We start from the raw sequence: 15,261 nt of genomic DNA on the forward strand, positions 1-15,261 counted from the left end.
ATGAAACGTTTTTTATTCTGGCTGGTGGTAAGTTGTTGTATCGTCGGATTCACAGCTTCGGACAATCCGGATTTTTTTACCCGGGTCGTTCACAACTTTATGGTTTTACGACAGGCCAGAATGCAGGAAAAGGTTTGGTTGCATACCGACCGTCCATCTTATCATGCCGGAGATACGATCCGGTTCCGGGCTTTTCTGGTCGATGCGGCTACCCACCGGCCTTCTCCTTATAGCCGTTTCGTGTATGTCGATCTGGTCAACCGCCGGGATTCGGTGCTTAAAAAGGTGAAGCTGGCCTTGATCGATTCTGTTTTTGCCGGCTATTTAAAGGTACCGGAGGATATTCGTCAGGGGGAATATTTTTTGCGGAGTTATTCTTACTGGATGCAGAATCTGGGGGAAGACTATATTTATGAAAAGAGAATCCATTTAATCAATCCGTCGGATTCGAAGGTGTTGACCGGAGTCACTTACCAGGAAGAGCAAGGAGAAAAATATGCGGTTGTCCGGCTGTCGAATTCCCGGAAGGAACCTTACCGGAAGCTGGCTGTCGATTATCAGTTGATCGGTAAGGGCAAAGAGGGCAAAGTACACCGCCGGCGAACGGATGAATCCGGAAAGGTCAGGATTAATATAGGGGAGTTGGCAGATCCTTCGGATGTCCGGATTCGTTTTTCGAACGGTATTCCTTATGAATTCAGCCGGACTATTCATTTGCCTGCCGATACGCTCGATTATGCTGTGTCGTTTTTTCCTGAAGGCGGGGAGTTTATTCCGGGGACAAGGCAAACCGTCGCTTTTAAAGCGATCGGTAAAGATGGGTTATCTGTCGATGTGGAAGGCTATCTGTATGACGAACGGGATAGTATCGTGGATATTGTCCGGAGTATTCATCATGGTATGGGATGGTTGAACAGTCCGTTGGAAAGTGGGAAAACGTATTACGTGAAGGTGAAGTCTGCTCAGGGACTGGAAAAAAAATTTTTTCTGCCCGAAGAGAACCGGTCCGGTATAGCTTTGAGTATCCGGCAAAATGGCCGTGAACTGTCTTATCGGGTGATCGGAGGAGAACAGGCGGTATTGCCGGATAGTCTGTATCTGATAGCCCATACCCGGGGGCAATTACTAGTGTGTACTCCCCTGGAGGGAAAGTTGCATGGAAAACTGTCGGCCGTTAATTTCCCGGAGGGAATATTGCATTTGTGTCTTATGGATTATCGTTGCCGGATCTATAGCCAAAGGTTATGTTTTATCCGTCATCCGGAAAAAACGGATCTTCGTATCGGAACGGATCGGGACGGATATATGAGCCGGGAAGCGGTCGATGTTGAACTTATTTTAAGCAGTGATTCGCTGAGGGAGGGGCGTTTTTCGCTGTCTGTGACGGACGATGCTGCCGTGTTGCGCGATTCCCTGCAGGACAATATTGTTTCTGAACTGCTGCTGAATTCCGATCTGAAAGGGTATATCGAAGATCCGGGCTTTTATTTCCGGGAGGTAAACCGGGCTACGGACCGTTGTCTGGATCTTTTGCTGCTGACACAGGGATGGACTCGTTTCGATGTCGGTGCTGTCGCTGCCGGAGAGTTTGAACAACTCGATTATTATATGGAACGCGGACAGACTATTTCGGGGAGAGTAAAAAACTTCTGGGGAAAAGAGGCAAAAGATGCACAATTGACTTTGCTGTCGACAAATATGCAGTTCGATGTATTGCAGGCGGATAGCACAGGGCATTTTTTGGTGGAAAGAATTTCTTTCCCCGAGAATACCGGTTTCATTGTACAGGCCAGAAATAGTAAAGGGAGAAAAGGGGTAGAAGTGATTATCGATTCGGAAGTATATCTGGCGCCTGAGATTCAAATTCCGTATGAACGTCGGCAAGCGAACGGAGAAGATGAGTTTTATAAGCAATTCGGCCGTGATTTTTATTACGACCATGGCGTGAAAGTATATGTGCTCGACGAAGCTTTGGTCAGGAGGACTCCTCCGAAAAAAAATTATTCTTTCTATGATGCTTCGGCCCGGTATATGCTGGATTCTGCCCGGTTGGCTGCTATGAAACAGAAAGATATGCGTACGGCCCTTATGGAAATTCCCGGTGTTATGGTGATCGGGGAGGAAATCACTTACCGGGGCAAAAAACTACATTTGGTATTGAATGATTTTCCGGAAGAATTCGACCGGATTATGATGATGAATCCGGAACAGTTTTTAAGTATCAGCCTGTTGGATGAAAGAATGTCTTATTTTTATTTTGGGCAGGAAGCCCCGGATGGAGCGTTGATATTTACAGAAAATTTCGATTACCGGCCGGAACGGTTAAAACAGAGAGGCTTATCTGTATTCAGACCGCTAGGGTATCAGAAACCGGTAGATTTTTATATTCCCCGTTACGATGTCGACTCGGTCCGTCTGGCCATGGCCGATTCGACGGATATACGTCCCACCGTTTACTGGAATCCCAATATTAAACTGAAAACTTCCGAACCTACTCATGTCCGCTTTTTTATGGATGATGCCTGTGACCACTGTACTTTTGTCCTGGAAGGAGTATTGAATGATGGTACGGTGTGCAGAAAGGAGAAAAAGATCAGTTTGCGGCGTTAATTCAATTATTCTTAAAAAAAAGAAAAAAAGTTCTGCTTTCTTTCACCCTTTTTTTCTTAAAATCTGTTTCTCTTTACGAAAACAAAAACGTTCGTTTCTTTTGGCTGGAATCCGCTACAAGAAAATGGACAAATGAAAATTGAAAACGGACAATGATTGGAAGCCCCTGCTTCCATTAAAAAACGAATAAGGAAAGTGGAATGAAAAATAAAAACAAGAACATACTCACTGATTATCAGAATAATATAATAAATATTCCAAGTACTGTATTACCTTGCCACTTAACCAAGCGTTCCGCAAGGGCTAACGAATTTATAAACTTTATGAACTTTACAAACTTTCAACTAATTTAATCGAACGAGTATTGTTGTTGCTGGTCGCCTCGCAGTTCTTGGGGATTTCTCGCATGGATGAACAGGATAATCGTGTCGGCTTTCGGTTTTTGCCCCTTTTTAGGCGTTTTGCAGATGAATTTGTAATCGAACCACACATCGGCCTCGCTTTCCTTGATCCGTGCCTGTGCAGGCCTTAAAACCTTTTGGTCGATCTGTGCGTTCGAGTAGGAGGCCGGGATCTCCAGGTCTTTACAGAATTGCTCGATCGAGTAATAATACTCCCGTCTGTCCCGTTGGCTGCAAATGATCTTGTAGAGCCGCTTGGTGTAATTGCCCCGGAGGGTTAAGGCGATGTTCTTCCCGTACCTTGTACCGCCGACACCCGTACCGTAGTAGAGCAGGAAAGGGATCGCCCAGGGGTTGAGCGTCAGGGCTACCCGGTTTGTGCCTTTGATGTTGTGTACCGTCGTTATCACCACCCCGAACGTTTCCACTGTCTGGTGGATATTGGGATGCACCCAGCGAAAGGAAAAGTTTTTCCGCATCATGGCGATAGCCTCTTTCAGAACTTTGCTCTTGTTGTTTTTCCCCCCGGCTTCGTCGCATTTGATCTCGACGACAGGCTGGTTAAAGAGGTCCTTAGGCAGTTGTTTTTCCCTGGTCATGTGTTGCTGGATCTGGTCGCTTATCAGCGTCAGGAGGTTTTCTTGCCACTCGGTCACGGAGTACTGGCCGAATGTTACGTTATTCGGCTGGATTAACATTACTTCTTCCTCCGTAGGAGGAATATAGAGGATGATGTCGTTGGTCGCCATAGGCTTTTTTTTGAGTTCGGGACAAAGTTAAAGAAATGAAAGATACCACCAAAAAATACTTGGTATTTTTTGGTGTAACCTTTAGTAAAATGGGTATTTATTGGAGGGGGTAATTTTAGTAAAATGAGTATTTTATGTTGTGTTTTTTTATTTATAATTAACTGAAATACAAATTGTTATAAATGAAAAAACGCTTTCTTACAAAGAACCTCTACAAAGACTATTCTCTGTAAAAAGGGGAAACTCAAATCCTCGATTATCATCGACGAGCTGCCGACCATCTATTTCAAGGGCTTGGACAACCTGATTGCGACGGCGCGAAGCAACAAGGTGGCCGTGCTTCTGGGATTTCAGGATTTCTCCCAGTTGGTACGCGACTACGGCGACAAGGAGGCCAAAGTCGTGATGAATACCGTCGGAAATATCTTCTCCGGGCAGGTCGTCGGGGAAACGGCGAAGACGCTCTCCGAGCGTTTCGGCAAAGTCTTGCAGAAGCGGCAGAGCATAACTATCAACCGCAACGACAAGTCCACATCCATCAACACGCAGATGGATTCGCTCATCCCGCCATCGAAGATTTCCTCTCTGGCTACAATGTTTTTTCGCATCTTGCAATGTCCTGTTGCAATAGCCACAGTAAATGATTCGGCAGATGCCGTTACTGTAACGTTTTATCTGTCCGGGTTTCCACTCCGCAGTAGAGAAAATTCTTCGATGATGAAGATACCAATGCACAAGGTTGTGGGCAGCAGATGAAAGACAATTTCATCGGTTACGCGATAGAGGAAATCAACGAAAAATTTATCGTCCGACGAACGGCAGTCACACGATTCGTACCAGTGGCGAAAGCCCCTGCGGTCTACCTTTAACCACTCCAAACGTACATTCTCCTTTGCAGGAAAACAACTGTCTAATGTTACCGCGGCAAGTATCTGTACCTTTGCTATGGCTCATTTGCCGTCAAAGTTCCCGAACCATATGAAATAGTCGTTGCCGCTTGCACCTCCTCGCATTGTATCGAAACGAAAGTTCGCCACAGCGTAGTTGTCTTTCTCAGTCTAACGGAGATTCGTTGCCCAGGGTTACTTACTTCTCGGAAATCGTAAAAACGGGTTTCGAGATCATGCTCGTATTTCCCGAGTTATTCGGGGATCATCATTTTGATTTTCCTCACAGCCCGTAATCAATCAGCAGCTTCAGCTACAACTGATTACGGGCACATAGTGCTTTTGAATTTTTATAGACTGGTATTTTGTTTTTTAGTTTCAAATTTGAATCAGCAAAATCGTTCGTCATATTATCTATCGTATTGCTCGTCCATTCCTGTCAGGTGGTGTGTACGTGCCACGGGATTTCGCTCCCGTGAATAAGCACATTTCGAACGGTGTGTTCCGACAACGTGCTGCTCTGCTCCCAGTATCGCCCTCGATCAGGGGATGTCGGACAGAGCGACGGAAGGAGTAGCTCCAACGAGGCAGGCGAAACAGCAAAGATTCTCTTTACAAGTACTGTCTTCAATTTTTCAGGGGCAAAAATAGGAAGTCGGAGCTATTTTCTGTTAACGATTTTATTGCAAAAAGTGTTGGATTTACAACAAAGTGATTTGAACAGACAAACCGTGATAAACATTGCCGGGCATTTTAGCCGAAGCGATAGTCTTTCAGATACGAGACACTCCGTGTAGTTACGTGAGCCCAAAGGGCAAGAAGTGCCCATGAGCAAGTTTATATAAAGGAAGTACGATTGGTTATTAGAATCCGATCGTACTTCCTTTAATTATCCCTTTCCTCCTCCAAGTACGAATCCAACAGTAAGGCTGCAGTGCCGATTCGCTTTTTTTTCGATCCGGTAATCGACGGTGATGCATACCCGGTGGAAGAATTCGGCTCCGACACGAGGCATGAAGCACACCATACCGGTCGCTTGACGATGAGAACCCGCCCCAATTAGGCTGCGTATCGTCGAACAAGACCGATGCGCTCTCCTTATGAAAGACATATCCAAATCTGGCGAACAGCGAAATCCAGTCTGTACGGAAAAAGCTGTAATCGGAAACAGCCGTCTCAGATGAATATAGGGGTAGAAATACTGAAATAAGCATTGGTCGTATTGAAGCAGAACGACGCACCACCCAGAAACAGATGTACCTTAAACATATAACCATCAACAGGAGTCAGAGAAAATCTTGTGAACGGTATCTTGACATCCATACTTGTAAACGCTCCGAATTCCAGCATGAAATCTCCACCCTTATAAGCCTTGTTGGGAATATGTTGGGCTTGAGTTATCTTCGCCGATACCCAAAGGTATATTATTAAATGGCATATTTTAAATAATTGATTGATCCAGTTTAAGGACTGTCCAACAAGTCTATTCGGAACGGGATGTGCTGCAGCCCCAAAGTAAACTGCAAAGTATTACGATGCTACCAAGACGCAAAGAGTTCATCCACATACTGCTTTGTATTATTGTTATATTTTTGTTTTATCTGCATGCTTTCTGGCATATTCGTAGTCTTCGTCCGTAAATTCGAAGATATATTCCACACTCCTTTTTACCTGCATTTTTTTTTCGAAAGCTGTTGCGGAACAGAAATTATGGTAGGTATCGCCATCCTCCGAGTGGTGAGTTATTGTGGTTCCATCGTCGAATTTAATCTGTGCATCAACTGGATTCGGTAAACCATATCCACCATCGATACTGTGCTTTGTTGTGAAAGTTGTGCCGCTTTTTAGCGCAACCGAGCCGGTTAAAAATTCGCTACTCGGTTTCTCTACAATTATTTCGACATCGTGCTGGCTGGCATTCTCAATGCGGATCTCCGTATTATATAGATAATCTGTGTCACAACTGAAAAGCATAGAGAAGAAGCCAAGCAGTAGCAAGGTAAAAATCGTTCTGTTAGTTTTCATAGACAGCGAATAATCGGTTGATTGTTTCCGGGGTTAAGTTATACAATTGCGCAGCATACTTATTTTTCGCTGCATAATCCAGCAGCAGTCGCTTGACATCAGCAAATGTCTTCGATCGGAAAACGATATCCTCTCCATTTGGCACTTTCCATAAGTACTCTGTTATTGGTATAATAAGCAGCATTTAAGGCTGCCGCCTTTTATCCGGCAGCAGCCTCGCAATGATAAATCACTTTATCAGGTCGGCAAGATTGTCGTCGGTGAAAACGTAAGTAAACCGGAAATAGTTTGTAGCCAATTTCTCTACCTGATAATTGCTCCTATTCCGAATCGCCTTATTCGGTTCTAATAGAATCGTTTTGGAATCATCTATTGTCATACGACACTCGATCTGCGGAAGATATTCGAAAGGAAACCCGATCGCATCCGGTGTAATGTCTTTCACTCCGTCCGACCAAAAATCAATGCAATAAGTTTGGGTCGGAGCCATTATAAACGTAGTAGTTTCAAGTATCGTCCAGGATATAATAGCTCCTTTTATTTCGATCTTGTGAGAAGATTCATTTCGATAGACCCATTCTCCATGATGCACATATTCGGTGTGAGAAGTATCGCAACCCGATAACAGCCAGCAAAACATTACAATGCTACCAAGACGCAAAGAGTTCATCCACATATTGCTTTGTATTATTGTTATATTTTTGTTTTATCTGCATGCTTTTTGGCATATTCGTAGTCTTCATCCGTAAATTCGAATGTATATTCTACACTCCTTTTCCCGGATGCATTTTTTTCAAAGGCTATATGGGAACAGAAGTTATGGTAGGCATCGCCATCCATCTCTCGATGTGTTATTGCCGTTCCATCATCGAATTTAATCTGTGCCTCAAGCGGATTAGGCACATAATATCCGCCCTCTGAAGCTTTCTCTATTTTGAAAGTTGTACCGTTTTTTACCGTAAAAGTACCAGTCATTAATACAGTACTCGGCTTCTCTACAACAATCTCGATATCATACATGCTATTATTCTTAATCAATACGGTTGTGAGATGTACATACGCACCCTTACCCTCGGTACCGCAACCGCATAACACAGCAAGCAGTCCCATGAGAATTGTACTGATAAATAATGGTTTAGTTTTCATAGACAGCGAATAATCGGTTGATTGTTTCCGGGGTTAAGTTATACAATTGTGCAGCATACTTATTTTTCGCTGCATAATCCAGCAGTAGTCGCTTGACATCAGCAAATGTCTTCGATCGGAAAACGATATCTTGAACGACTGATACGGGCATGTCATGAATTTCGTCATCCGGATAGATGGTATTCCCTTGATGATATGCTCTTTGATTGAAATCATCGATCAAATCGATAAACAGCGGAGTGTAATTACGATCATACACTTGCGGATTCCATGCTTGAAAATTGTAACTGCCATTTTCCGGATAAGCTGGTAATTTGTGGAATACTCCTAATTCTTTATATTCTTGATTGGTCAAAACATATTGTACGCACCGTGCCCAACTTTCCAGCAAGCTCGTTTTGCATTTCCCATAAGTATTCCTGTTATTGGTATAATGAGCAGCATGGCCCAACTCATGGCATGCTGTGCTGAATACTTCGGACATTTCTCGCCAGCCGTTGTTACCTTGGCCATATATGCGGATATCCGACCATATCCCCATGCCCCATTGTCTATTATAGTCTCCGTTTATGCCGTTTCCTTTCTTATGAAGATATGCAATTTTTTCCTTTCGGGAGTTCGTCGGTCTTTTCAATCCATTCGTATTGCCATAGTAAAAACGATATAAAGCCCGATGTATAGTTGCATAACGAATTGATTTATTGGCAGAAATATACAAATCCCAATTTCCGGTCTTTTTCGGGCCGTTATAATAGGCTTGCACGATATTTCCATCTCTTATATCCCAGCGAGATGTTTCCCATGCGATACTGTAATTTGCAGGACGTTTAAAGCGACCGTTGCAGGAATAATATCCATTGGCATTTGTATAGCCGATGTACGTCGTGAACCAGCGACGGGCACGAACTCTGACATAATTAAGCGGAATTGCACCGCCTACAATATTATCATAGGCTGTAATTCGGCCCGCCGGTCTCCATTTACTGCGTCCACGTGTTTGCGGCTCTGACTCTCCGTCTTCTTCATTGCCGGTCATGCGCAGGGACTCTTCGACCAGCGCATCGGTCAATACTTCGCTCCATTTTGTACTGGAGCGGGTCATAATTCCCTCATCATCTTCTTCATCCTTGTCTTCATCGGGAATAAACAGGTCGGAAAGAATCTCATAATCTACGCCTATGGTACTCACCGCAGGCCACTTCGCAACCTCGATAGAGGCATATTGAAAAGTGGGCAAGCTGTCCGGAATTGTAGGATCATGATAATAGCTGCCATATTCCTCAATTTCATAATCCAGCGGAATATCATACCAGATAATCGTAGAATCCTGCAGGATTAAATCCAGTTCCTCGGATGAGCGGGGATGAAACTTCACGTAATAATGCGTAGGCTGAATATCCATGTCTGTAATTCCGGCTCTGGTTTTCGGTGAGAGGTTTTCCAGAGCTTTACGCATATTCTCCACTGAATAGGGATTTTTAAGCCGACGTCCCAGCACAGTCATTCCGTCCGTAACAATGGCATGGGAAGAGGTTTGAACCAGAGTCTTCGGCTGTAAATCGGCATCCTTTTCCTGACAGCCGGCCAGAACTCCGAAACAGGATGTGGCAAATAATACTTTTAGTACTTTCATAAGCTATTCGATTTTGTGCTTTGAGTTTGTTGCAAAAATAAAAACTCCGTACCGAAATCCATTTGCGATATAGTGTTTAAAATCTAATACTTTTCAAATACACCCATTGATAAACAGTGTATTGCGGCGATATTTTTCTTTAATTTCTAACAAGGGGCTGACACTTATTCGAACAGTGCTATGAACAGCTCCTTATTCTCGGCATCGGATGCCTTTATGCGGGATTTCAACCTCGATTTGCGGGCATAGATATTGGCGACGCTATCGTGCATGAAGAGACTGACGACTTGCGGGGAGAATCCCCCGAAAATGTAACATAGCAGCCGTAAGTCCGCCTCTTTCATTTTCGGAAAGTCGCGTCGCAGTTTCTTCATGACATTGTCATGTGCCAGGTTCACGATTTGTTCCAATTCTTGCAGCATCTCTCCGTTTTCGGAGAACCCGTCGATAAGCTCACGCACCTGCCGAACCATCGCGGCCTGTCCGGAAGCGGTGTTTTCCCGTTCGTAGAGTGTCTTCCCGATGCGATCCACGATTTCGAACCGGGAAGCTATCACACCTTTCAGCCGGGCCTCTGTACGCTGTTTCTGCTCCATGCGTCCGGAAAGGTCGAGATATTCGGCCCGCATCTCCCGCACGAGAAGCAAATGCCGCTCGCCGCGCTCCTTGTGCAGGCGTATCTGTTGCCGGAAAACGCAGCCCGCAATGCCGAGCAACAGAATCCCGGCTCCGATCACCGCCAGCTCTCTTTTCCTCCGGTGCTCCAGCCTGTAATCGTAAAAAGCCGCACGTTCTCGGAAATACTCTTTTTCGATCATGTCGGCCGAACTCTGCAAGGCGGTGCGGGTCAGCGAATCGTTCAGGCAGATGAAGCGGTCGATCTGCCGTGCCGCTTCCCGATAATTTCCCGCCTGCATGTTCGCCCGGTAAGCCGTGTAAAGCAGCATGGGACGGTCTTCGGCACGCAGGATTCGCCGTGCCGCCATTTCGATGGAACGGAGAGCTTCGGCCGGACGGTTGCGGAGCAGCTGCGTTCGGGCCCGCGTACACATTCCGGAGACTGTTGTGTCGCAGAGTACGGACTGCTCGATACGGCGCAACAGATCTTCGGGAATGCGAACCGTATCGGCTACGACGTACAGCGTGGCGAAATAACCGAGGCTTTTTTGTGCCAGCGATTCGTCATGCGCATCGTCGGCCAGTTCGAGCGCCATCGAACAGTCGCGGCGCGCCCGGGCCAGGTCATTCATCCGCAGTGCCGAGGCTGTCATGCCCAATAATGCCTCGGCCGTATGCTTACCGTCTTCCGTACGCATGAACAGGCCGCGGGCTTCCCGGTAGTAACGGTAGGCCCGTACGAAATTTAATTCGGAACAGTAAATATCCCCGATACGCAAGTAAAGCAGTCCGAGATAGCGGGGTTCGTCAATGCTGTGGAGATACTCCTCTACTTCCAGAAACTGTCGCAGGGCGCCGGGTTTGTCGCCTTTCTGTAATTTACTTTGGGCTTGATAATAGAGAGTTCGAAACCGATTTCGAGTCTCTTTTGGGTGATTCCTATAATATTCCCAGGCGATTTGAAGCATGGAATCCGTATTTTCGTCAGTTTTCGTACGGTTTGCCGCAATAGTGTACAGCAGGGAGTATTTAGCTCGTATTGCTCGATTGCCGAGAAATTTGCGCGGAATATTTTTTAAGGTATGCAATGCACTGTCGGGAGCTGTTTCAAGCTGTTTTTCCGTGCGTACGAAAGTATCCGCCATCTGTTCATGCTTTGTACAACCGAAAATTGATACGGCTGAAGCAAATAAAAAATATATGTATTGTTTCATCTTTATTAAGATTATCTGCCCTCGAAAATAATGGAGAGAATTAATATCTGCAAATCCCCCCCTCCTTTTAAACTATTCATATATTTTTTTTCAGTATGCTTCATGTAATGGCTGAAATTTTGCCTATACTTTCATCCTCCTGTATAGCGGATAAATTAGTTTCGCAGGATAGCGATCGTACGAACCGTCTTATTCTGTCGCTGTATCTATGAGTTACTTCTGTCGACAGTTTCAGATTGTTTTTCAAATAGGATTCGAGTTCGTCTATTTTATTTCGAACCCATTTTGATACGATAAGTTTACGCATGCATATCGGGCTATTTGTCGAATTTTTGGTTGCCGTCCCCTCACTCGGAATGATGGTAACACAGGAATAGAAGCGGAGCTACTCTTGAAGTTTTTTAATCTTCGGGGTAATCTTTTTTATGACGATAGTATAAGCGGACATATAATCAGTTTAATGCTGACGTTTGGCAAAAGCAATGTATTTTCGCCGTTGATAAGCAGTTTTTACAAAACGAGGATATTTGAAAAGAAACAGGCTGGTTATGAATAACAGCATATCCAGCCTGTTCTTTCACTGTTTCCAGCATCCTTTTACAACTTGAGGCCTTTGCTCTGCATATTCTCCCCTGCGGGCTTTGGCCTTACTATATGTTCACGCGGGAACTGCGAAGTGCCGGAATTACTGGAGGATAGAGGGACTGTTACCGTTGATTGTCCTTCGCCTGTCCGTTCCAGCTCGTTACCGTTTGTCATATCCGGCGTGTTCTGTATAGTCTCGCCGTCCCTTTGTGCCTGCTCTTGTCCGGCTTCGGGCTTGGGAGGCGTAAGCGTAAGCTGTATCTTGCGTTCCAACGCCGCGACCTCCGCTTTCAAGGCTTTCAACTCGTCCTCCTTTTTCCATACCCCACCGACCGTTTCCTGCAAAATCGGGATGTCTCGCTCGTAGGTTACGTTCTGCGCCTTGTATTGCTCCACGAGCTTGGGTATGCGTTCCAGCGCGTTCAGGAAGTTCATCGACGCCGCTTTGGTGTCGGCCATCGCTATCTGCCCGTTGTTGTAGGTGTACTTGAACGCCCCCTCCACGAAGAAACGGTTCTGCTTGACCTCCTTGCCGTCTTTCAACAGCGGTTCGGTCTTTACGAGCAACGGAAAGCCGTACAGCTCGCCGATGCGCACGTACTCGCCTCCCGTCGTGGCGTTTTTGGCAATCTCCTGCAAACGTGTCCCGACGCTCTTGTGGTCGGTGGCGTCCAGCCCGTCAAGCCGGATAATATTAATCTTGTTGCCCTCCTTGTCGGTCTGTACCCGCGAGAGAAACGCCTCGTAGTCGGCGGTCATCTTGACGATACAGTCGTTGTTATGCGCGAGCTTCTTGGTGTAATCCTCCAATTTCCACGAGGAGGCACTCTTGGCCTTGTAGAACGCTTGAGCGGTCTGATCCGGGAAAAAATGAACGGGGATGTCCGGAATGGAGATGTGTACATCTTTATCAACAGGCTGAAAAACCGTATAAAGCTTCTGCACGCAGAAACGGGAGGTCTGGTGATGTACGGGAAACTGCTTGAGGAAGGAACTTTTAAAATCCCCGCTTATGATCCTGAAACCCACTCGTACCCCATGACCTGGAGTGATCTTGTCATCATGGTGGAAGGCATCAACGAGGACAAACGAAAGGGAAGGCAAAGACCATAGAGGAGCTCCGTGCCACGATAGTTGAACTGAACGCTTCCCTTGCATGGTTGAAAAGGAAAGTGTTCGGGAAGATGAGTGAGAAATGCAATCCTATAAACAACGGGGACCCCATGCTCCCTTTTGATTACGGCGACTTGGGACAGATAGAGGCGGAAATCGAAGCGGCCAGAAACAAGGCGGCACAGATTATCACCCCCAAACCTCAAGTCGCCGGTAAAACTCCACGCCGCAATCGGATTATCATGGACGACCTTCCGGTCGTGACGGTTGTCATCGAGCCGGAAGACCTCGACCTTGGCAAATACGTCAAGATAGGCGAGGAACACACCAGAACCCTTGAGATGAAACCCGGATACCTCTATGTAGTCGTCCCTTAAAAACAATATTTCAGCGTGAAGTTTGTAAAAGCGAAGTTCACGCTGATTTTTCTTATAAGCCACAAAAGAACTCTCATAGCTCTTTTGAAGTTATATGCGGCCGCAGCTAATAAGAGATTGATAGCATCTCCTTTCACACCTTTATAAAAGTTGCGAGATAATCTGTAGTCTTCTTTGAGATGTCCTATCGTTGGTTCTATGCCTGCTCGTTTACAAAATAGTTTGTGTTTCTTTCTCTTTTGGTAGTAGGTGTCTTTTGCTTTAGGAACGCCCGGGATGAGTATCTTTGTATCCCCAATCTGTTTCACACCTCTATACCCTCTATCTGCTGCCAGGTTATTAATATGTTTCCCGGTCATCCTTTGGGTTTGTTCCAACGTCTTTTGTATGGTATGCCCATCGTATTCATTCCTAAAAGAGCATGCACCAAGAATAAGTCCTGACCAGGAGCGAAGAATGGATACCTTATTACCAAACTCGTATTTCTTATGTTCCTTGCCTTTACTGATACAAACCACGTCCGGTTCGTGCAGAGAATATATTTTATTTTTTGACTTACGGTTCTGAGAAAGAACCTTGTAGTATAACTCAAACATCTTCTCATAGCCATTCCTTCCCTCTAGATTACGCTCGAGTTCTCTAACCAATCGACCTGCTATGGTTTTCAGTTGCCTGTCTGCCTTAAGGGCTTTCTTACGATTCTTGGGATGGTTACGAAAGCGCTGGGCACGGTAAATTCCTTTCAAAGTGCGTGTATAACTCTGCCGTAGAGGAAGAGACTTATCATGAACTATCTTCAAAACGTTTTTGATTATCTTTTTATGCAACTTCGCATCTGTAGGATAAGTTATATTCTTCTGCTGTACAGTAGAATCTATGAAAGCCGTATCAAAATGGTCTTCATCATCCTTATCCGTATTGACACGGATGCTCTCTGCCAATATTATTTCCATGCCTTTCTCACCGATACGTTTTCTGAAGTGAACCAAGTCAGACGCATCACAGGGCTCTTTGGGAGTAAATTCAAGTTGTCCGCAAAAATATTGGTAGTAAGCATTCTCACCCCATTGTAAAACCACAGTTTCATCAGACACATTACGCAAATGTTTTAAGATTAAAAGACCGCACATCAAGCGAATAGGATGGGCGGGGCGACCGTTCGTACTACAATACAAAGGCGAAAAAGCATCATCAAAACTCTGCCAATTTATCTTATGGCTAAGTTGGAAAAGGGGGTGTTAATGATTAAGCATATCCTCCAAAGAAGAGAAGAAAGAGAGCTGTTTAGATGTACGTTTTAACATAAATATCTGCAAGATTTATACTGTAAAGGTACGAAATCTTGCAGATATAAGCAAATAATTTGAGTTATAATAAACTGTAAAACAGGAGTGTATGAGGTATTTAAGGGACGACTATTTAGGATATCTACTTGGTTTTGTTTTGTTCGTATCGTGTTCGCATGAGCAGGATAAGAAGCAAAGGACTAGTTCGATCAATTTACGCCAACAATACGTCAAAACAAACAAGTTTTTAGACGTCGATATGTCGAAATTTCTTCCGGGGACTCAAACTCAAGCTTCGGTAACTGCCGAAGATTCGGCTCAGATGTTTGTGGCTTTGTATTGTTTTTATAGTCATGTGAAAGTGGTGGACGATGCCTACGTGTGTGATTTGACAAATGCGCAGGAGATTCAGGTTTCTGAAAGGGTTTTCAGATCTTTATCGGAGAATTTGCAGAAGACGAATCTGCAAATTCAACGGTTGAAAGAACAAGGCAAAAAAGTAACTATTTCTGAAATAACTCCCGAATACCTGAATTCCCTTTTAGAAAATAAGTGAAATCAGATAGACTGGTTTCACTTATTTATTTTGTCGGATATCTATATTGCTGTTAGCAAGT

General features: G+C 44.9%; 10 protein-coding genes and 3 pseudogenes. 5 read left to right on the forward strand and 8 right to left on the reverse strand.

The genetic code is table 11. From position 1 onward, the window contains the following. Positions 1-2,610 (forward strand): alpha-2-macroglobulin family protein, encoded by a 2,610-nt coding sequence (locus tag ODOSP_RS01645; RefSeq protein ID WP_013610679.1) that lies wholly within the window; start codon positions 1-3, stop codon positions 2,608-2,610. 349 nt (positions 2,611-2,959) lie between these two features. Here ODOSP_RS01645 and ODOSP_RS01650 read toward each other — a convergent pair whose 3' ends face one another. Further along, a complete protein-coding gene (locus ODOSP_RS01650; RefSeq protein WP_013610680.1) occupies positions 2,960-3,760 on the reverse strand; it encodes a replication initiation protein in 801 nt (266 codons plus the stop codon). 222 nt (positions 3,761-3,982) lie between these two features. Between ODOSP_RS01650 and ODOSP_RS20090 the strand changes: the two are divergent. After that, positions 3,983-4,363 (forward strand): annotated as a pseudogene (locus ODOSP_RS20090) (TraM recognition domain-containing protein); the annotation flags it as partial. A gap of 1,868 nt (positions 4,364-6,231) precedes the next feature. Here the strand turns inward: ODOSP_RS20090 and ODOSP_RS01665 are convergent. The 6 genes from ODOSP_RS01665 to ODOSP_RS01695 form a co-directional block, all read right to left on the reverse strand. Then, positions 6,232-6,672, reverse strand: coding sequence for a hypothetical protein (locus tag ODOSP_RS01665; RefSeq protein ID WP_013610682.1), 441 nt, complete (start codon positions 6,670-6,672; stop codon positions 6,232-6,234). A 229-nt stretch (positions 6,673-6,901) separates the two neighbouring features. After that, positions 6,902-7,348 (reverse strand): hypothetical protein, encoded by a 447-nt coding sequence (locus ODOSP_RS01675; protein WP_013610684.1) that lies wholly within the window; start codon positions 7,346-7,348, stop codon positions 6,902-6,904. A 17-nt stretch (positions 7,349-7,365) separates the two neighbouring features. After that, positions 7,366-7,818 (reverse strand): hypothetical protein, encoded by a 453-nt coding sequence (locus ODOSP_RS01680; RefSeq protein ID WP_041556260.1) that lies wholly within the window; start codon positions 7,816-7,818, stop codon positions 7,366-7,368. Beyond that, a complete protein-coding gene (locus ODOSP_RS01685) occupies positions 7,808-9,451 on the reverse strand; it encodes a hypothetical protein (RefSeq protein WP_013610686.1) in 1,644 nt (547 codons plus the stop codon). The genes ODOSP_RS01680 and ODOSP_RS01685 overlap by 11 nt, the downstream gene beginning before the upstream one ends. Positions 9,452-9,615: 164 nt before the next feature. After that, positions 9,616-11,283, reverse strand: coding sequence for an ATP-binding protein (locus ODOSP_RS01690; RefSeq protein ID WP_013610687.1), 1,668 nt, complete (start codon positions 11,281-11,283; stop codon positions 9,616-9,618). Between the two features lie 597 nt (positions 11,284-11,880). After that, positions 11,881-12,678, reverse strand: a complete 798-nt coding sequence (locus tag ODOSP_RS01695) for a DNA methylase (protein WP_374939054.1) — start codon at positions 12,676-12,678, stop codon at positions 11,881-11,883. On the opposite strand from ODOSP_RS01695, the gene tnpB reads away from it, so the two are divergent. Together tnpB and ODOSP_RS01700 are read left to right on the forward strand one after the other, a co-directional pair. Next, entirely contained in the window at positions 12,649-12,981 is a 333-nt protein-coding gene (tnpB, locus tag ODOSP_RS19095) for an IS66 family insertion sequence element accessory protein TnpB (protein ID WP_095074738.1), read from the forward strand. The two genes, ODOSP_RS01695 and tnpB, sit on opposite strands and share 30 nt — an antisense overlap. Beyond that, positions 12,969-13,346, forward strand: a pseudogene (locus ODOSP_RS01700) (transposase domain-containing protein); the annotation flags it as partial. The gene tnpB and the pseudogene ODOSP_RS01700, both read left to right, overlap by 13 nt. Before the next feature lie 8 nt (positions 13,347-13,354). Here the strand turns inward: ODOSP_RS01700 and ODOSP_RS01705 are convergent. Next, positions 13,355-14,662: pseudogene (locus ODOSP_RS01705) on the reverse strand (IS5 family transposase). 91 nt (positions 14,663-14,753) lie between these two features. Here ODOSP_RS01705 and ODOSP_RS01710 point away from each other — a divergent pair. After that, the gene (locus ODOSP_RS01710) at positions 14,754-15,200 is read left to right on the forward strand and encodes a hypothetical protein (RefSeq protein WP_013610688.1); all 447 of its coding nucleotides are present in this window, start codon (positions 14,754-14,756) and stop codon (positions 15,198-15,200) included. Positions 15,201-15,261: the final 61 nt, after the last annotated feature.

The organism is Odoribacter splanchnicus DSM 20712 (assembly GCF_000190535.1).
GTDB lineage: Bacteria > Bacteroidota > Bacteroidia > Bacteroidales > Marinifilaceae > Odoribacter > Odoribacter splanchnicus.